The 17,373-nt window shown below is 69.1% G+C and carries 19 protein-coding genes; 9 read left to right on the forward strand and 10 right to left on the reverse strand.

Annotation, left to right across the window (positions count from 1 at the left end; genetic code table 11):
* The first annotated feature begins 90 nt into the window (after positions 1-90).
* Together serS and HPO96_RS17305 are read left to right on the forward strand one after the other, a co-directional pair.
* Entirely contained in the window at positions 91-1,365 is a 1,275-nt protein-coding gene (serS, locus tag HPO96_RS17300; protein ID WP_171674466.1) for a serine--tRNA ligase, read from the forward strand.
* Positions 1,362-2,171, forward strand: coding sequence for an HAD family hydrolase (locus tag HPO96_RS17305; protein WP_171674467.1), 810 nt, complete (start codon positions 1,362-1,364; stop codon positions 2,169-2,171). The genes serS and HPO96_RS17305 overlap by 4 nt, the downstream gene beginning before the upstream one ends.
* 179 nt (positions 2,172-2,350) lie before the next feature.
* Here the strand turns inward: HPO96_RS17305 and HPO96_RS17310 are convergent, their stop codons facing one another.
* Positions 2,351-2,980, reverse strand: a complete 630-nt coding sequence (locus HPO96_RS17310; protein WP_171674468.1) for a WhiB family transcriptional regulator — start codon at positions 2,978-2,980, stop codon at positions 2,351-2,353.
* 440 nt (positions 2,981-3,420) lie between these two features.
* On the opposite strand from HPO96_RS17310, the gene HPO96_RS17315 reads away from it, so the two are divergent.
* Complete coding sequence (locus HPO96_RS17315) at positions 3,421-4,227, forward strand: HAD-IIB family hydrolase (protein WP_171674469.1); 807 nt, start codon at positions 3,421-3,423, stop codon at positions 4,225-4,227.
* Between the two features lie 66 nt (positions 4,228-4,293).
* Here the strand turns inward: HPO96_RS17315 and HPO96_RS17320 are convergent, their stop codons facing one another.
* Positions 4,294-4,896, reverse strand: coding sequence for a proteasome activator (locus HPO96_RS17320; RefSeq protein WP_171674470.1), 603 nt, complete (start codon positions 4,894-4,896; stop codon positions 4,294-4,296).
* Between the two features lie 31 nt (positions 4,897-4,927).
* A complete protein-coding gene (locus HPO96_RS17325) occupies positions 4,928-5,458 on the reverse strand; it encodes a CGNR zinc finger domain-containing protein (RefSeq protein WP_171674471.1) in 531 nt (176 codons plus the stop codon).
* Between the two features lie 25 nt (positions 5,459-5,483).
* Between HPO96_RS17325 and HPO96_RS17330 the strand changes: the two genes are divergently transcribed.
* Positions 5,484-5,651 (forward strand): hypothetical protein, encoded by a 168-nt coding sequence (locus tag HPO96_RS17330; RefSeq protein ID WP_171674472.1) that lies wholly within the window; start codon positions 5,484-5,486, stop codon positions 5,649-5,651.
* On the opposite strand, the gene HPO96_RS17335 is transcribed toward HPO96_RS17330, so the two are convergent.
* The 4 genes from HPO96_RS17335 to HPO96_RS17350 are packed head-to-tail and all read right to left on the reverse strand — an operon-like array spanning position 5,648 to position 10,179.
* Entirely contained in the window at positions 5,648-8,266 is a 2,619-nt protein-coding gene (locus HPO96_RS17335; RefSeq protein ID WP_171674473.1) for an ABC transporter permease, read from the reverse strand. The genes HPO96_RS17330 and HPO96_RS17335 overlap by 4 nt on opposite strands.
* A complete protein-coding gene (locus tag HPO96_RS17340; protein WP_184999597.1) occupies positions 8,266-8,988 on the reverse strand; it encodes an ATP-binding cassette domain-containing protein in 723 nt (240 codons plus the stop codon). The genes HPO96_RS17335 and HPO96_RS17340 overlap by 1 nt, the downstream gene beginning before the upstream one ends.
* Complete coding sequence (locus tag HPO96_RS17345; RefSeq protein WP_171674474.1) at positions 8,985-9,569, reverse strand: PadR family transcriptional regulator; 585 nt, start codon at positions 9,567-9,569, stop codon at positions 8,985-8,987. The genes HPO96_RS17340 and HPO96_RS17345 overlap by 4 nt, the downstream gene beginning before the upstream one ends.
* Before the next feature lie 37 nt (positions 9,570-9,606).
* Complete coding sequence (locus HPO96_RS17350; protein ID WP_171674475.1) at positions 9,607-10,179, reverse strand: TetR family transcriptional regulator; 573 nt, start codon at positions 10,177-10,179, stop codon at positions 9,607-9,609.
* Positions 10,180-10,244: 65 nt separating this feature from the next.
* Here HPO96_RS17350 and HPO96_RS17355 point away from each other — a divergent pair, with 65 nt between their 5' ends.
* Positions 10,245-10,661 (forward strand): VOC family protein, encoded by a 417-nt coding sequence (locus HPO96_RS17355; RefSeq protein WP_171674476.1) that lies wholly within the window; start codon positions 10,245-10,247, stop codon positions 10,659-10,661.
* On the opposite strand, the gene HPO96_RS17360 is transcribed toward HPO96_RS17355, so the two are convergent.
* The 3 genes from HPO96_RS17360 to mobA are packed head-to-tail and all read right to left on the reverse strand — an operon-like array spanning position 10,651 to position 13,061.
* Positions 10,651-11,628, reverse strand: coding sequence for an NAD(P)H-quinone oxidoreductase (locus HPO96_RS17360; RefSeq protein WP_171674477.1), 978 nt, complete (start codon positions 11,626-11,628; stop codon positions 10,651-10,653). The genes HPO96_RS17355 and HPO96_RS17360 overlap by 11 nt on opposite strands.
* A gap of 3 nt (positions 11,629-11,631) precedes the next feature.
* A complete protein-coding gene (locus HPO96_RS17365; protein ID WP_337796678.1) occupies positions 11,632-12,489 on the reverse strand; it encodes a phosphotransferase family protein in 858 nt (285 codons plus the stop codon).
* A gap of 32 nt (positions 12,490-12,521) precedes the next feature.
* Complete coding sequence (mobA, locus tag HPO96_RS17370; protein ID WP_337796679.1) at positions 12,522-13,061, reverse strand: molybdenum cofactor guanylyltransferase; 540 nt, start codon at positions 13,059-13,061, stop codon at positions 12,522-12,524.
* Positions 13,062-13,099: 38 nt separating this feature from the next.
* On the opposite strand from mobA, the gene HPO96_RS17375 reads away from it, so the two are divergent.
* The 4 genes from HPO96_RS17375 to HPO96_RS17390 all read left to right on the forward strand — a co-directional run bounded on the left by HPO96_RS17375 (position 13,100) and on the right by HPO96_RS17390 (position 17,029).
* A complete protein-coding gene (locus HPO96_RS17375) occupies positions 13,100-13,894 on the forward strand; it encodes a carbon-nitrogen hydrolase family protein (RefSeq protein ID WP_171674478.1) in 795 nt (264 codons plus the stop codon).
* A 20-nt stretch (positions 13,895-13,914) separates the two neighbouring features.
* On the forward strand, positions 13,915-14,937 hold the full coding sequence (cobC, locus tag HPO96_RS17380) for an Rv2231c family histidinol phosphate aminotransferase CobC (protein ID WP_171674479.1): 1,023 nt from the start codon (positions 13,915-13,917) through the stop codon (positions 14,935-14,937).
* Positions 14,938-15,044: 107 nt separating this feature from the next.
* Complete coding sequence (locus HPO96_RS17385; protein WP_171674480.1) at positions 15,045-15,722, forward strand: BatC protein; 678 nt, start codon at positions 15,045-15,047, stop codon at positions 15,720-15,722.
* A complete protein-coding gene (locus tag HPO96_RS17390) occupies positions 15,719-17,029 on the forward strand; it encodes a cupin domain-containing protein (RefSeq protein WP_337796680.1) in 1,311 nt (436 codons plus the stop codon). The genes HPO96_RS17385 and HPO96_RS17390 overlap by 4 nt, the downstream gene beginning before the upstream one ends.
* Positions 17,030-17,373 lie beyond the last annotated feature (344 nt).

Below are 17,373 nucleotides of genomic sequence, written 5' to 3' on the forward strand. Positions count from 1 at the left end.
CGCTCGGATCCCCCTCGGTAGACACGTGCACCCACCACATCATCCCCAATTGACTTCGCCCCTTCAGACACGCCCCGATACCCTCAGGGTGTGATTGACGCGAAACTGCTCCGTGAGACCCCTGACGTCGTACGTGCCGCCCTGACCAAGCGCGGCGAGAGTACCGACCTGGTCGACCAGATTCTGGTCGCCGACAGCGAGCGTCGATCGTCCATCTCCGCCTTCGAGGCGCTCCGGGCCGAGCAGAAGTCGCTCGGCAAGCAGGTCGCCCAGGCCAACGGCGACGAGCGCGCCGCGCTGCTGGAGCGGACCAAGACCCTGGCCGCCGAGGTGAAGGCCACCGAGGCCGCGGCCAACGACGCCGGCCGCCGGTACGACGAGCTCGCGGGCGCCCTGCCGAACCTGGTCTCCGACGAGGCCCCGGTCGGCGGCGAGGCCGACTTCACCCTGGTCGAGACCGTCGGCAAACCGCGCGACTTCGCGGCCGAGGGGTTCGAGCCCCGCGACCACCTCGAGCTGGGCGAGCTGCTCGGTGCGATCGACATGGAGCGCGGCGCGAAGATCTCGGGCTCGCGGTTCTACTTCCTCAAGGGCGTCGGCATGCTGCTGCAGCTCGGCATGCTGCAGCTGGCCGTCCAGCAGGCGGTGGAGAACGGCTTCACCCCGATGATCACGCCGACCCTGGTCAAACCCGAGGTGATGGGCGGCACGGGCTACCTGAGCGCGCACGACGACGTCTACCGCCTCGACGACCCGGAGCTCTACCTGACCGGTACGTCGGAGGTCGCCCTGGCCGGCTATCACATGGACGAGATCCTCGACCTGTCCGCCGGCCCGCTGCGGTACGCCGGCTGGTCGTCCTGCTACCGCAAGGAGGCCGGCTCGCACGGTAAGGACACCCGCGGGATCATCCGCGTCCACCAGTTCGACAAGGTCGAGATGTTCTCGTACTGCACGCTCGAGGACGCCGCCGCGGAGCATCTGCGGCTGCTGGACTGGGAGAAGCAGATGCTCGACAAGATGGAGCTGAGCTACCGGGTGATCGACACCGCGACGGGCGATCTGGGCGTCTCGGCGTACCGGAAGTTCGACTGCGAGGCCTGGGTGCCGACCCAGGGCGCGTACCGCGAGCTCACCTCGACGTCGAACTGCATCGACTTCCAGGCCCGCCGGCTGAACATCCGGCACCGGGACGCCGATGGCAAGACGCAGCCGGTCGCGACGCTGAACGGGACGCTGGCGACCACGCGCTGGATCGTCGCGATCCTGGAGACGCACCAACTGGCCGACGGTTCGGTCCGGGTGCCGACGGCCCTGCAGCCGTACGTCGGCGGCCGCGAGGTCCTCGAGCCGGTCAACAGATGAGCGAACGACCGCAGGCGACCCCCTTCCGCCCGACAGCGGTTGCCCTCGACATCGACGGCACGCTGATCGATCACGACGAAGGCCTGTCGCCTGCGGTCGTGGACGCCGTCCGCCGGGCCGCGGCCCAGGTGCCGGTGATCCTGGCCACCGGCCGAGCCTGGTCCACCACCAAACCGGTGGCCGAGCGGTTCGGCCTGCCGGCCGGCGGTTTGGTTGTCGTGAGCAACGGTGCCCGCACGCTCCAGTACCCGGACGGCGACGTCCTGGACGAGCGCACCTTCGACCCGCGCACGGTGATCGCCTCCGTCCGCGAGCACGCGCCGAACGCGCGAATGGCGGTCGAGGAGCACGACGGGACGTACCTGGTCACCGCGCCCTTTCCGGACGGCGATCTGGGGCGGCACGCAACGATCCGGGTGGTGTCCGACGCGGAGCTTGCGCCGGAACCCGTGACCAGGTTGATCATTCGGGACCCGGAGCAGTCCGAAGCGGACTTCGTCGTCCTGGCCGAGCGCCTCGGTCTGCACGGGGTCGGCTACTTCGTCGGCTGGACGGCGTGGCTCGACATCGCGCCCGAGGGCGTGGACAAGTCGACCGGGTTGAAGGTCGCGCTGGCCCAGTACGGCCTGGACGCGTCCGGTCTGCTCGCGATCGGGGACGGTCGCAACGACATCGAGATGTTGCGGTACGCCGGCCACGGGGTCGCGATGGGCGCGGCGCCCGACGAGGTGAAGTCGGCCGCCGACGAGGTGACGAAATCGGTCTCGGACGACGGCGTCGCCGCTGTCCTCAACCGCTGGTTCTGATCGCCAGGCCATTCTTCAACAGTGGTCTAGTTCTGAGTAGACCTTTCGATCAGGACGAAAAGGATTGACAGCGACAAAACTTGCCACTAGCAACCAAAAGGCCCGGAACCCCTGCCTACGCAGGGATTCCGGGCCTTTGCGCTGAGTGGTCGACAGTCCGCTGGCGGGCCGAAGGTCGATCAGGCGACGCGGCTGCCGCCCCGGCGGGGCTGACAGGGCTGAACATCGACGACGGTCTCGAAGGCATCCAGAACCGCGCTCACCTCGGGCCGCGGCCGCGGCGTCTTGGCTGCCGGGCTCTGCCCGCGACGAGCCCGCCGCAGGTGTCTCTTGACAGTCGACAAGGAGCATCCGAGCCGCATGGCAAGGGATTCCAGGCTGTCGTTCGGGTACTGACCGCGCAGGCGCAGCACCTCTTCGTGACTGACTGGACGGCGCGTGCCCCGCGCGCCGGCGAGCTGGTCGAAGTCGTCGGCCTGGACCTCGACGTCGAGCAGGTTCCGCATCGAACGGCGTTGTGCAGCAGTGGTTCCGGCGACGAAACCGCTCACATCGTGCTCGGCGACGGCGCTGTACAGGCAGTCGGTGAACAGCGGACACGAAGCACACAAGGCCTTTGCGTCCCGCACGAGCTGTTCGTAACGCTCCCGCGTCCGGCGTGTGGCCGAGGCGGGCGGCGGCTCTTCCATCAGGCGGTGCTGGAAAATATCCGACCGGGCGATACATCCGGTCATGGCCCCATCCGTGCTGGAAGATGTGTCGACAGCCGCTCGAGAGCGTTCCGTGAGATTGGCGCTGTTGACGGTCATCAAGGCTCCCCAAGTATCCGGACTCACGTGAACGAGCGATGAACGACGCTCGCGCACACGGATCCACTAGCTGATGGACCGACGAACTGTTGCCGACCCACCCTGTCGTCCCGATGACGGGACAGACCGATCCATAACTGTTGACGTCGCTGCTGAGGATTTGGTTGCAGCCAAATCCGCATCAATTTGCGGACGTTCTCGTCTGCTGGGTTCGCTGATGGGCTGTCTCAGTCGTGCTGATCCAGAACAGGCCTACGACGCGATCGAATCGCAGCTGGTTCCCCACCAGACCACCGCATGAAATCACGCGTTGCCCAACCTGCGCAGGGGAACTTGCTGCCTTTGCAGCATGTTGCCGTAACGGTCTGGTGACGTTGTCAAAAACTCAATCAGATTGATCAGAATCCTCTGAAGACGAACGTCACAGCTACGGTAGGCGGGTGACTGGACACCGCCGCCCGCCGCGCCTGATCGCCACCGACCTGGATGGAACCCTGGTCCGCAGTGACGGCTCGGTCGCGGACCGGACGCGCGCCGCCGTGACCGCTGCGCAACACCAGGGAAGTGTTTTCGTGATGGTCACCGCACGGCCACCTCGCTGGCTGCACGACCTGTCCGACCTGGTCGGCGATCACGGAATCGCAATAGTTGCCAACGGCTCCATTTTGTACGACGTCGGTCGGCAGACCGTGATCCGGACCAGGCTGATCGACCCGGCCGTCCTGCTCGAAGTGGCGCAGGCGATCCGGGCGGCGATTCCCGAGGTGGAGTTCGCGATCGAGCGATCGAACCGTTACGGACAGGAGCCGCACTACCAGAACCACTGGCCCCGGCCCGAGAACACGTTGATCGCCGAGCTGGAGGTCCTGCTGGCAGAACCGGCCGCCAAACTCCTCGTACGGCACCCCAGCTGGCATTCCGACGAGTTGTTGACCCGAGTGACCGCTGTGGTCGGCGAACGCGTCAGCGCCAGCCACAGCGGCGGCACGAGCCTGGTGGAGATCGCCGCGGCCGGAGTCTCCAAGGCGGCCATGCTGGCCGACTTCTGCGCCGAGCTCGACATCCCGGCCGCGGACACGATCGCTTTCGGTGATTCCCTCAACGATCTCCCGATGCTCGCCTGGGCCGGCACCGGGTACGCCGTCGGTAACGCGCACCCCGACGTCCTCGCGGCCGCGGATGCGATCTGCCCGACGAACGACGAGGACGGCGTCGCCGCCGTCCTCGAGGAGTTGTTCGAGCTTTAGGGCGTGTCTCCTGATCCCCCGCCTACTGCGCTGTACTCGGCACGGCGCGGAATCAGGAGACACGCCCTAGAGGTACATGCCCCCGCTGCCCGGACCGTCGGTGTTACCGGCCTGGGGCCCGTCCGGGAGCTGGCCCTCCATGGGCAGCTGCTGGCCGCCGGGGAGCGCGCGGCGCATCTGCTCCAGCTGCTGGCGTGCGGCCATCTGCTGGGCGAACAGGGCCGTCTGGATGCCGTGGAACAGGCCTTCGAGCCAACCGACCAGCTGGGCCTGCGCGATCCGCAGCTCGGCGTCCGTCGGCGTGCTGTCGTCGGTGAAGTCGAGGCTGAGGCGCTCCAGCTCCTCGACCAGCTCCGGCGCGAGCCCGCTCTCCAGCTCCTTGATCGACGCCTCGTGGATCGCGCGCAGCCGCTGCCGGGAGGCCTCGTCGAGCGGCGCCGACTTCACCTCTTCGAGTAGCTGGCGGATCATGTTCGCCACCCGCATCACCTTGGCCGGCTGCTCGACCAGCTCGGTGACCGAGCGCGGCTCGTCGTCGTGGTCGTCGTCCGAGCGCGGCGGGCCCTCGACGGCCATCCCGTCCGGCCCGACGATCAGCACCTTGCCGTCCTCGGTCCGCGCCCCGGTCATCGGGATCCCCTGACCCTGGCCCTCGTTGCTCTCGCTCATTGGCCCATCCTAGGACCCTCTGTCGCGACGGCTAGGGCGTACGGGCCCGATGCCGGCGGACTGCGTCCCGGTTCGCGCAGGCGGGGCTGCAGTAGCGCTGACGGCCGGTTCGGGACAGGTCGGCGTACACGTTGTCGCAGCCGTCGGTAGCGCAGCGGCCGAGCCGGGTGATGCCGCGACCGGCCAGGTGCAGCGCGGTGCCGGTGCTGATCAGCGTGGCGACCAGGCGGCCGACCGGCACGTTGTCCGGCCGGTAGTGCATGTGCCAGCCGTCGCCGGCGTGGTTGGTCAGCCGAGGATGTTCGGTGTACTTCGCCAGCATCGCGTTGGTCAGATCGACCCGAGTTTGCTCGTCATCGGCGTCGACCACGGCCAGCCACTCGTCGAGCGCAACCCGGACCGCCGCCAGATCCGCCGCCGTCACCCGTCGCTCGCGCACCAGCCTGCTCTCGACGCCGCTCTCCTCGCACCGCTCGGCGAGCTCGTCCGGCGTCGTGGCCGGTCGAGTGACCAGGTTGACCGCGAGCAGGACGGCGTCCGCACCGTAAGGGTTGAGATGCATAATGCCATTACAGCACGATGGCGCCATGACAGCCCAGAGCGAACTCCACCGGCACCGCTGGACCGCGGTCTCCGCCCACCAGGTCAGCGAGGGCCTGGTCGTCTACCAGCGGTGTGCTTGTGGCCACTGGAGAGTCACAAGCACACCGCCGTACCCCGTCGCCTACCCCGAGGTCGCCCACATCGCGAGCTAGTCGATCCGCGCCACCATCGGCAGCCGCGACCGCGTCAGAACCCAAGCCAACAAGGCCGCGAACAGCGGCACGGCCAGCACGATGGCGCCCAGCTCCAGCCACGGCACCGCAAAACTCGGCGACCCGAACGCCGCGTGCGCCGTGTACCCGTACAGCGCCCCGACCCCCACCCCGAGCACACACCCCAACTGCCCCAACACCCAAGCCTGCGCCGCCGCCAGATTGCGCCGCCGATGCGGCGAGGCCCCCACCGCGGCCAACGTCGCCAGATCAGCCCGCCCCTCCGCCGCCGACAACGAGACCGAGATCGTGACGCCGATCAACGTCACGACGGTCGCGGCCACCAGCACCCAGAGCAGGCGGGTGTTCGCCGTGCTCTGGAAGCCCTGCTCGAGCCGGATCGACCGTTCGTGGCCCAGTAGTTGATCGACTGCGGCGAGTTGGTTCTCGGTCGGCAACTCCGACAACTGGTACTCGACCCGGTACGTCTCTACCCGGCCGAGCTTCGCGGCGGCGTCCGGGCTGATCAACGCTTGCCCGCTGAGGCTCTCGTGCGGCGGCAATGCGCCGACGTACGACGCCTGGTGCGAAACACCCTGCTTCGGATCGTCGGGATCACCACCGACCCGGACCGACCCGGTGGTGCTGATATCGGCCTGCGGCAACACGATTTCGCCGGCCCGCAGCCGTGCCGCGATCTGCGGTGCCTCGCCGCCCAGCCGCTCCACATAGGCCGGCTCGGCGACCAGCAGCCCGGCGTACCCGCCCGTGACGCCTTCGACGGTCCCTTGAACCGTCAGGTAGGCGGGCCGTCCGGGGGGGCTGTCAGGTGCCGTGACCTGGCCGAAGCGGTAGGTGTGGGTCACCGGCAGATGTCCGGCGATCCGCCGTTCGAGGTCGGCCGAGTAGGGAACTGGGCCCGTCGCTCCGAAGTCGAACTGCAGGGTCGCGTTCCCTGGTAGCCCGGACGGGATGTAGCCGGCAGCCTCGGCTGCGGTGTAGTTGGCTCCGGCGAAGGCAGCCGCGGCTGTCGCCGCCACCGACATCATGATCGCCGCCGCGGCCGGAGCCGTCCGGTGCCGATGCCGCGCGGCATCCCGGACGGCGAGACGTCCGCTCAGCGGCAGTCGGCGGGCCGACGCAGCCAGGACGCCGACCAGCCCAGGCAGCATCCAGATCACCCCGGAGATGGCCAGCGTGATGCCGAGCAGGACCAGTGCGATCGGAACGGTCGGCGTGACACCGGAGACGTAGCTCGCTCCACCCGCGGCCGCTCGCCGGGCATCGGCGAGCTCCGAGACGAGCATCGCTGATCCGGCCGCCACCAGGGCGACGCCGCAGAGCACGAGCAGCACCGCCGCGAGTCGGATCCGGTTCTGCTGGGCTGTCTTGGCGAACCGGCCGGACAATGCGGCCATCGGCGTCTGCCGGCCGGCGTTGACGGCCGGAATGACAGCCGCCGCCAGCCCGGACAGCAAGCCCACCAGCACGATCGTGACCATTCCTGCCCACGGGATCTGCCAGCTCTGGAAGACCATCCCGAGCACGCGGTCCCAGAACGGCCGCGCGATCGCCAGTGCGAGAGCTGCCGTGCCGAGACCGGCCGTGACGCCGACCACCCCCGCGAACAGCCCCTGGAGCAGCACGACGCGGCGGACGTCGCGCGCAGTGCCGCCGGCGACCAGGACCAGGCCGAGTTCCCGCGTCTGCCGGCGTGCGCCGACTGCGAACGCCGTACCGGCCAGCAGCACGATCTCCAGGACGCCGAAGCCGATCGCGACGCCCATCGCGGCGTACGGCCCGGCCCGCTCGTAGCTGCGGCCGAACTCGGTCGGCGGCGGATCCACGATGTTTGCTCTTGGCAACAGATAGAGACCGGTCTCGGCCAGCGGCGTGATCAGCGACTGCGGATCGACGGCTGCCGGTAGATCGAGCAGGTACCTGGCCTCCAGCCGGCCGCCCGGTGGGACCAGGGTGGTGCCGGGCGCGGCGAAGATCCGCCGCTGCGCCGGATCGCGCAAGGTCCGGGCCAGCCCGACCACCTGGTACTGCGTGCCTTTCGCGGTGCTGAGCGTGCCGCCGATGCCGATACCGAGGTGGTCCGCGAGGACCGGCGAGATCGCGACCTCGTTGGCCGCGGTCGCGAACCGTCCTTCGTCCAGCTGGATCGTGCCGGCCAGTAACGGGCTCTGGCCGTCGCCGGTCTGGACGCCGACGGTGATGACCGTGGTCGGGCTCTTGAGCTCCACGCGGCCGTCGTCCGCGAACGGCCGGGCGATGCCGGTGCCCGCGGGTAACAACGGCTTGGGGTCGAACGTCGCCGGATCCCTGACTTCTTTCGCGTCCAGTGCCGCGCCCGGAATGTAGTCCAGTGTCGGCGAGCCGAAACTCGTGTCCAGCTTGGAGTACGACGTGACGTCGACCCGCGCGTCGGCCTGGCCGATCAGGGTGCGGGCCAGGGTTTCGCCGGTCGGGCTCACCGACCGTGCGGTGACGCCGAGCCAGGTGGCGGCGAAGACGGGGAGGCCGATCAGTGCGGCGACGAGCAGGGTGCGGCCGATGGATTTGCGGGTGGTGCGCCGGGCGATCCGCAGGGGTGGGCCCCAGCTGCCCATCAGCGGCTCTCCTGGAGCAGGGAGTCGGCCGCGGGGAGCGGGCCGGCCTGGCCTACCAGCACGCCATCGCGAAGGTAGAGGACGCGATCGGCCCAGGCGGCGTGCCGGGCGTCGTGGGTGACGAGGACGCCGGCGATCCCGTGCTGGTCGCAGCGGTCGCGGAGTAGCCGGAGGACGGCCTCGCCGGTTTCGGAGTCGAGGGCGCCGGTGGGCTCGTCGGCGAGCAGGAGCCGGCGTTCGCCGACGATGGCCCGGGCGATCGCGACGCGTTGCCGCTGACCACCCGACATGTCCTCGGGAAACCGGTCGGCGAGTTCATCGATCCCCACCTCCTGGAGTGCGGCTTCGGCGTACTTGCGAGCGGCCCGGGTCCGGGTCCCGTCCAGCTCGAGTGGGAGCGCGACGTTCTCGGCGGCGGTCAGGGCGGGGATCAGGTTGAAGTCCTGGAAGACGTAGCCGATCCGGCGCCGGCGCAGCGCGGCCACCGCCGAGCGGCCGAGCGTGGCAATATCGTTGCCGTCGACAAGTATTTCGCCGCTGGTCGGCTGGTCCAGCCCGCCGGCGCAGGTGAGCAGGGTCGACTTGCCGGAGCCGGACGGCCCCATCACCGCGACCAGCTCGCCGGGCGCGACCGCCAGCGAAACGTCGCGTAACGCGTGCACCGCCTGCTCTCCGGCGCCGTGTGTTCGGGTCAGACCCCGGATGTCGAGAATCGCGCTCACCGGTTCGCCTCCGCGGGATCCGCGGCCGGTTCGGCGTACTGTTCGGGCGGCTTCGCCGGGCGACCGCGATGCCGTAACAGCATCGCCTCGCAGTGGTCGAGCCAGCGGATCTCGGCTTCGGCGGCGAAGATCATCGACTCCAGCACCAGCAGCCAGGAGATCTCCCCCTCCCGATCGCCGCGCTTCAACCGGGTCAGCTCCTGCAGCGACTGCATCGTCGCCGCGCGCTGCCGTTGGACGACGGCGCTCACATCCACCCCGGGAGCGGCCAGCGCGAGCGCCAGCTTGATCGCCAACTCGTCCCGCGGCCGCGACTCGCGCGTCACCGGAGTCTCGAACCAGACGGCTAGCTCGGCCCGACCGGCGTCCGTGATCTCGTAGCGCGACCGGCCGTCGTCCGCCACCGGCTCGGCCGCGGCGCGCACCAGCCCGTCCCGCTCCAGCCGGGTCAGCGTCGTGTAGACCTGCCCGATGTTCAGCGGCCAGATCGCCCCGGTCGCCTCCTCGAACTCTCCGCGCAGCTGGTACCCGTACTTCGGCTCCTCGCGGAGCAACGCCAGCAGTCCGTGCTTGATCGACATAGATACTGAGTATGCATACCCGGTATCTCCAGGTCAATCAGTCGGCGCGGACCAGTCGGCGGACGAGACGTTCGGTGGCTGCGTCGACGTCGTACGGATGGCCGGTGCCGGGGGTTAGTTGGTCGAGGACGAGACCGTCGATGGCGAAATGGAGCAGGCGGACCTCTTCGGCGCCGCCGGGGAGGCCGGCGTCCACGTGGAAGGCGACATCGGCGTCGAATCCTTCGCGCAGGGTGCGGGCCAGGATCTCCTGCAGGCCGGGGCGGCGCGCGGCTTCGAGGCGGAGCTCCAGCAGGGCCAGTGAGAGCTCGGGGCGGCCGAGGAGGCGCTCGACGATGTAGCGGACGTAGTCGACGACGAGGTCGATGGTTGGTTTGCGGTGGGCGAGCGGTTCGAGGACGGCTGGGTCGGGGGCGAGGCGTTCGAAGATCCGCTCGCCGAGCGCGCCGAGGAGTGCGTCGCGGGTGCGGAAGTAGTTGGACGCCGTGCCGGCCGGGAAGCCGGCGGCGGCGTCGACCGCGCGATGGGTCAGGCCGCGGGCGCCGGCTTCGGCGAGGACGGCCAGACCTGCGTCGGCGAGTTGGGTGCGGCGTTCGGGATTCCGGGGCACGTTGACAACTTTAGCAGTCGTCCACTACAAATGTCGTACAACACTTGTAGTGGATAGGAGCGTTCATGGAACCCCCGGCTTTCGGCGCGACCGTCGTCACGGATCGGCCCTCCGAGGTCGCCGCTTTCTATCAGCGGCATTTCGACCTGGAGATCACGGTCGACCTCGGCTGGTTCATCTGTCTGCGGCGTGGTGACGCCGGCTGGGAGTTGGCGATCAGTCAGCGCGGGCACGAGTCGGTACCGGCCGCGGTGTCAGCGCTGCGGGAAAGCACGAACATCTTCGGCTTCATCGTCGAGGACGCCGACAAAACAGCCGCCGCGCTGGTCGCCGACGGTGTCGAGTTGGCGACGGAGGTCGTCACCGAGGCATGGGGGCAGCGGCATTTCTTCGTCCGCGACCCGGAGGGCACCTGGATCGACGTGATCCAGGTCGTCGCCCCGGACCCGGAGTGGATCGCGGCCAATCTCCCTACACAGTAAGGAGAATCTTGCCGATCTGCGTGGACTCCTCGAGGGCGCGGTGGGCCTCGGCCACCGCCTCCAGGGGGAGTGTCGCGTGCACGATCGGGCGCACCTTCTTGGCCTCGACCAGCGGCCAGACGTGCCCGACCACCTCGGCGATGATCCGGCCCTTGTCGGCGACCGAGCGGGCGCGCAGACCGGTGGCCGTGACCGACGCCCGCCGGCTGAGCAGGCGGCCGAGATCGAGCTCGCCCTTGGCGCCGCCCTGCATGCCGATCACGACCAGCCGGCCGTCGTACGCGAGGGATTTCACGTTGTCGGACAGGTACTTCGCGCCGATGATGTCGAGGATGACATCGGCGCCGGCGTTGTGGGTCGCCTCCTGGACCACCGAGGCCCAATCGGCGTCCTTGTAGTTGATCGCGACGTCCGCGCCGAGGCGGCTGCAGAACTCCATCTTGTCCTTGCTGCCGACCGTCGTCAGCACGCGCGCGCCATGCGCGACGGCGAGCTGGATCGCCATCGTCCCGATCCCGGAGGCGCCGCCGTGCACGAGCAGCGTCTCGCCGTGTTTGAGGTGTGCTCCCATGAACACGTTCGACCAGACCGTCGCGACGACCTCGGGCAGCGCGGCCGCGCTGACCAGATCCACCCCGGCCGGCACGGGCATCACCTGCGGCGCCGGTACGACGACCTTCGCGGCGTACCCGCCACCGGCGAGCAGCGCACAGCACTCGTCGCCGACCGCCCAGCCCTTGACCTCGGCGCCGACGGCCGCGATCCGGCCGGACACCTCGAGGCCGATCGTGCCTGGAGCACCGGGCGGCGGCGGGTAGAAACCCTGCCGCTGCAACAGGTCCGCCCGGTTGACCCCCGCGGCGACGACGTCGATCACGACCTCGTCGACCGCCGGCTCCGGATCCGGGATCTCCCCGACCGTCAGTACGTCGATCCCGCCGGCACCCTCACAAATGACAGCTCGCATGACTCACACGGTACCGGCGATCAGCGCGGCGATCCCGTCCAGATGAGCGTCTTCGCCTATCGAAGCGAACCAGACCCAGAGCTCCAGCCAATGAAACACCTGGTACAGCGCGATCACGTCGGCCGGGAACTCCCCGTACCCGTCGGTCAGACCCTGGAGTTTCGCCGCATCGCCCTCGACCGCGTAGGCGATCGTCTTCGCGACATCCAGCAGCGGGTCGGCCGCGATCGCGTTCTCGACGTCGATGAACCCGGTGATCCGCCAGGTCGCCGGATCGATCAACAGGTTGCCCTCGTGGAAGTCGTTGTGACACAGCACCGGAGTGGCCTGGACGGGTGGCTGCGTCGCGACGAACGTCTCGATCCGTTGCTTGAGGCTCTGATCGCCGGTGAACTCTGCGAGCTTCTTGGTGAACTGGCTGCGCAGATACGACTCGGCATCCGGCATCGGCTCCAGGATCGTGTCGACGAGGTAGCCGAACTCGGTCTGCGGGATCTGGTGCAGTCGCTTGAGTAGTTGTCCAACCTGGACGTACACCGCATGCCAGTCCGGCGGTGTGGCTTCGGACAGGGGCAGGCCTTCGAGCTTTGTGAGGACGGTGAACGCGTCCTGCTCGCCGGCCGGCTCCGCGTGAAGCACCTGCGGCACCTCGGTCGTGAACTCCGCTGCGAGCAGTCCGTAGACGTGCACCTCTTTGGCCTGCTTCCAGGCCCACTCCGGCTTGTAGACCTTCACGATGACCGGCTCCTCGCCGGCACACCCAACTTCGTACACCGAGCTCAGTTGTCCACCGGTCCGCTCACGGACGCCGGTTACCCGGCTATTCGGGCGCGCTTTGGCGAGCATCGCGTCGACATCCACACTTCGACGGTACGAGCGGCGTCCAGCGGTTTTCAGTCGTCCAGATCGGCCCAGGTGTCCACGTCGTCCCCGGCGTGGTTCGGCTCGGTCCAGAACAGATCCAGGTCGGCGGTGAGCCGGCGTACGGACTGGTTGCGCGGGTCGCCGAGCCGTTGGATCGCTGCGGTCAGAGCGGTGCGTTTGTACGCCGCTGCGAGCCACTGCTCGCGTCCGTCACTGTCTCGGAGCCCGCAGCCGTCGTACTGGTCGATCGTGCTGAGCAGCCGGGTCACGTCGGCTGCGGTCACCCAGGGGAGGTCGCAGCTCAGTACGACGACTGTCGGGGCTTGGCCGTGTTGGAGACCGGCCGCGAGGCCTGCCACCGGTCCGCCGCCGGGCGGGTCCTCCTGGGTCCACTCGACCTCGCGGTACGTGCTTCGCACCGGACCGACCACGACGGTCTGCTGGGCGTTGGCGACCGCCCTGAGGACCCGGTCCAAGAACGTGACGCCTTCCAGGACGACCATGGCCTTGTCCACGCCGCCGAGTCGGCGTCCGCCACCGCCCGCGACCACCACCGCATCGAACTCCACATCCAGCAGTCTGCCGGTTTCTGCGGCACCATGGGGAGATGAGGATCGCGGTGGTGCAGGCGGCCGGTAGTGCGGACAAGGCGGCCAACCGGGAGCTGGTGACCCGACTGGTCGCCGAAGCGGCAGCAGACCGTCCTGACCTGATCGTCCTGCCGGAGGCGATCATGCTCGACTTCGCTGCCGAGGGCGGCTCAGTAGCGGCCGAGGCCGAGCCGCTGGACGGCGAGTTTGTCGCGACGCTGCGCAAGAGCGCCGTCGAGCACGGCGTAGCGATCGTGGCCGGCATGTTCGAACGCAGCTGTGACCAGGCGCGCCCGTACAACACTTTGCTCGCCGTCGGCGCCGACGGCACGCTCCTCGGCGCCTACCGGAAGATCCATCTGTACGACGCCTTCGGCTACAAGGAGTCCGACCAGCTGACGCCGGGCGACGTCGTACCGGTCGTCGTCAAGATCGCTGGGCACACGCTCGGTCTGATGACCTGTTACGACCTGCGCTTTCCGGAGCTCTCCCGGGCGCTGGTCGACGCCGGCGCCGAGGTGCTCCTGGTGCCTGCTGCCTGGGTCCGCGGCCCGCTCAAGGAGCACCACTGGACGACGCTGCTCACCGCCCGAGCCATCGAGAACACCTGCTATGTGGCTGCGGCCGCCCAGAACGGCAAGAAGTACTCCGGCCGCAGCCAGATCCTCGACCCGCAGGGCATCGCCGTCGCCGCCCTCGCCGAAGCCGACGGCCACATCACCGCCGACATCTCCACCGACCGGCTGACCGGCGTCCGTCGCCAGAACCCTTCGCTGGCCAACCGCCGCTTCGCCGTCACCCCACGTTCTTGACGAACGGATAGCCTGCGGTGGTGGACGGGTTCGATTTGTGGCACCACGGCGACCAGGAAGTCGGCGAAGGGCTCGTCGACCTCGCAGTGAACGTCCGGGCGAACACACCGCCGAGCTGGCTGCTGGAGCAGATCGCAGCGAGCCTGACCGACCTCGCGGCGTACCCACGCCAGGACGCCGCGCTCACAGCGGTCGCCCAACGGCACCAGGTTGCACCGGACCGCGTCCTGCTGACGGCGGGCGCGGCTGAGGCGTTCGTGCTGATCGCCCGCGCCTTCCGCCCTCGGCACGCTGTCGTCGTGCACCCGCAGTTCACCGAGCCCGAGGCGGCCCTCCGCTCCGCTGGTCATCTGGTCGACCGGGTGGTTCTGCGTCCTGAGGACGGATTCGGGCTCGATCCGCGGCAGATCCCGTCGGACGCTGATCTGGTGGTCATCGGCAACCCGACCAACCCGACGTCCGTCCTGCATCCGGCCGACACCCTCCGCGAGCTCGCCCGCCCGGACCGCATCCTCGTCGTCGACGAGGCCTTCATGGACGCCGTCCCCGGCGAACCGGAGTCCCTCGTCGGCGCGGCCATCCCCGGCCTGGTCGTCGTCCGCAGCCTCACCAAGACCTGGGGGCTGGCCGGTCTCCGCGTCGGCTATGTGGTCGCTGCGCCCGGAGTCATCGAGCAGTTGGCCGCCGTCCAGCCGCACTGGCCGGTGTCCACTCCCGCGCTCGCTGCTGCGATTGCCTGCAGCAATGAACAGGCAGTGACCGAAGCCGCCCAAGCAGCCGTCGACATCGAGCGCCAGCGAGCGCACCTTCTCGACAATCTGACGGCTGTGCGTACGTACGGCGTACCGCGCGGGCCGTTCGTCCTCGTGCAGGTCGAGGGCGGCGCCGTACTGCGAGAGGCCTTACGGGGCAAGGGATACGCGGTCCGCCGCGGTGACACCTTCCCCGGCCTCGGGCCGGACTGGCTGCGCATCGCCGTCCGCCCCGAAGACGTCACCGACGGATTCGTGAAGGTCTGGCGCGACACCGCCGTCGACCTGTAACGCAGCCCGACGTTTAGCTCGCACTCCCCCTGCGCACTGGAAGCTCGCAGGGTGCCCGATGCACGGTCCCGGCACTCTGAGTGGCCATCTGTGAAGGGAACCGCATCATGAGCTTCAACGACGACGACATCAAAACCTCCGCCCAGGGTGAAGAAGGCCCGGCCGACGGCGGCGCGAACTCCGAAGCAACCGACGGTGGCGCTGACGGCGGCGCGGGCGGTTACGGAGGCTCGCCCGACGGCAACGACACCCAAGCCGGCGGCCAAGCCGAAGGCCCAGCAGACGGCGGCGCCGAGCCCAGCGCAACGGACGGTGGTGCCGACGGCAGCGCGAGCGGTTCTGACGAGGGCACAGCGGACGGCGGTGCGAACTCCGGGGCAACCGACGGTGGTGCTGACGGCGGAGCCGGCGGGTTCGGCAACGATGGCGCGGGCGGTTACGGAGGCTCATCCGACGGCAACGACACCCAAGCCGGCGGTTTCGGCGACGGCAACGGCGGTGCTGAAGGTTTGGCCGACGGCGGCGCCGAGTCAGGTGCAACCGATGGCGGCGCCGACGGCGGCGCGAGCGGCTCGGCAGACGAGGGCACGGCGGACGGCGGCGCAAACTCCGAGGCGACCGACGGTGGTGCTGACGGCGGAGCCGGCGGGTTTGGCAACGGCGGCGCGGGCGGTTCGGGGGATGAAGGTACGGCGGATGGTGGTGCGAACTCCGAGGCGACTGATGGTGGCGCTGATGGCGGAGCGGGTGGTTCCTCCGGTGGTGGGAATTCTGGAAGCTGGTGACGACGGTGCTGGGAGCCGGATACCGGCCGGAGCCTGCAGCCGAGGCGGTCGACCGTCCGGCTCTCCGGCGCTGCGTTGTGAACGTCGATGAATTTGCCAACTCCTACTGGGGTTCGCGGGCCCTGCTGACCCACGCCCCCGACCTGCCCGCGCCGTACGACGACCTCTTCAGCCTGCCCGCCGCAGACGAACTCCTCTCCCGCCGCGGCCTCCGAACCCCGTTCCTCCGCATCGCGAAGAACGGCGTGGTGGTCGGCGACAGCCAGTTCACCGGACCGGGCGGAGTCGGCGCCGACATCCCCGACCAGGTCCGCGACGACAAAGTCGCCGCCCTGTTCGCCGACGGACACACCGTCGTCCTCCAAGCCCTGCACCGCACCTGGCCGCCCCTGGTCGATTTCGCCACCCAACTATCGGCGGACGCCGGCCACCCGGTGCAGATCAACTCCTACCTCACCCCGCCGGAGTCACGAGGCTTCTCCGCGCACTACGACGTCCACGACGTCTTCGTCCTCCAAGTCGCCGGCGAAAAGCACTGGACCGTCCACGAACCGGTCCACCCCAACCCGCTCCGCAACCAGCCCTGGACAGACCACTCCACCGCCGTAGCCGCGGCCGCCCGCGACAAGGCCCCGGTGGTCGACGACGTACTACGCCCGGGCGACGCGCTCTACGTCCCGCGCGGCTTCCTGCATTCAGCCAAAGCCCTAGGCGGCGTCAGCGCCCACCTCACGGTCGGCCTACACACCCTGACCCGCTACCTCCTGGTCCAAGAGCTGACCAACCTGGCCGCCAACGAACCAGACCTCCGCACAGCGCTCCCGCTCGGCTTCGACCCCACCGACCCAGCCCAGCTCGACCAACTCCTCCCTCACCTCAAACAACTCCTCATCAACCACCTGACCGCCGCCACCGCGGCCGACCTGACCCCCGCCCTCCGCCGGCGCACCTGGTCCACCACCAGACCCGAGCCCATCCCACCCCTGGCCCACGCGGCCGCCACCAAATCCCTGACCGCAAGCACCACAGTCCGCCGCCGAGCCAACCTCCGCTACCACCTGACCCCCGGCAACCCCACCACCCTCCAACTCTCCGATCGCGCCATCACCTTCCCTGAATCCACAGCCCAAGCCCTGACCCATCTCCTGGACGGCCAAGACCACAAAGTTGGCGACCTCCCAACCCTCACCCCCGCCGACCAACTAACCCTCGTCCGCCGCCTCCTCACCGAAGCCGTCTTGATCACCCCAACCAGCCAAGCGGAAACACCACTCAGCCAAGCGAGGCCGGCGCGAGAGCAGCCCTAAGTCGGCCAAGACCAGCCACCAGCCAGGCAGGGCGAGACGTCACCCATCCGACAGCGGACGTGAGCGGGCGTCCATCGGGTGGAAGCAAGAGATTCAGCCCGACGGGCGAAGTCATCAGCCCATCAGTGCACCGGCCCAGCTCGACCGCCTTCAACCTCCGGCCCGACCAGCCGGGCGGACGGCGGTCAGTGGGAGGGGTGGGGCAGGCCCGCGCGCCTTCGGGCGGAGGTGGACGCCGGGAGTGCGACCGGTTGCCGGTCGTGGTCTTCGAACAAAGCCGATCGATCACCCGCACCTTCTCAAGTCGTATGCGACAAAACCGTGGGCGGTTCTCCGTCGCCCGG

The sequence above is a fragment of the Kribbella sandramycini genome (assembly GCF_013131805.1).
Taxonomy (GTDB): Bacteria; Actinomycetota; Actinomycetes; order Propionibacteriales; family Kribbellaceae; genus Kribbella; species Kribbella sandramycini.

What these genes read in the sequence shown, in the direction of transcription:
- HPO96_RS17330 (WP_171674472.1), top strand. Translation starts at nt 5,484, where the DNA reads ATGACAGCCCAGAGCGAACTCCACCGGCACCGCTGGACCGCGGTCTCC.
- HPO96_RS17325 (WP_171674471.1), bottom strand. Translation starts at nt 5,458, where the DNA reads ATGCATCTCAACCCTTACGGTGCGGACGCCGTCCTGCTCGCGGTCAAC.
- HPO96_RS17355 (WP_171674476.1), top strand. Translation starts at nt 10,245, where the DNA reads ATGGAACCCCCGGCTTTCGGCGCGACCGTCGTCACGGATCGGCCCTCC.
- HPO96_RS17320 (WP_171674470.1), bottom strand. Translation starts at nt 4,896, where the DNA reads ATGAGCGAGAGCAACGAGGGCCAGGGTCAGGGGATCCCGATGACCGGG.
- HPO96_RS17360 (WP_171674477.1), bottom strand. Translation starts at nt 11,628, where the DNA reads ATGCGAGCTGTCATTTGTGAGGGTGCCGGCGGGATCGACGTACTGACG.
- HPO96_RS17335 (WP_171674473.1), bottom strand. Translation starts at nt 8,266, where the DNA reads ATGGGCAGCTGGGGCCCACCCCTGCGGATCGCCCGGCGCACCACCCGC.
- HPO96_RS17310 (WP_171674468.1), bottom strand. Translation starts at nt 2,980, where the DNA reads ATGACCGTCAACAGCGCCAATCTCACGGAACGCTCTCGAGCGGCTGTC.
- HPO96_RS17375 (WP_171674478.1), top strand. Translation starts at nt 13,100, where the DNA reads ATGAGGATCGCGGTGGTGCAGGCGGCCGGTAGTGCGGACAAGGCGGCC.
- HPO96_RS17305 (WP_171674467.1), top strand. Translation starts at nt 1,362, where the DNA reads ATGAGCGAACGACCGCAGGCGACCCCCTTCCGCCCGACAGCGGTTGCC.
- HPO96_RS17345 (WP_171674474.1), bottom strand. Translation starts at nt 9,569, where the DNA reads ATGTCGATCAAGCACGGACTGCTGGCGTTGCTCCGCGAGGAGCCGAAG.
- HPO96_RS17385 (WP_171674480.1), top strand. Translation starts at nt 15,045, where the DNA reads ATGAGCTTCAACGACGACGACATCAAAACCTCCGCCCAGGGTGAAGAA.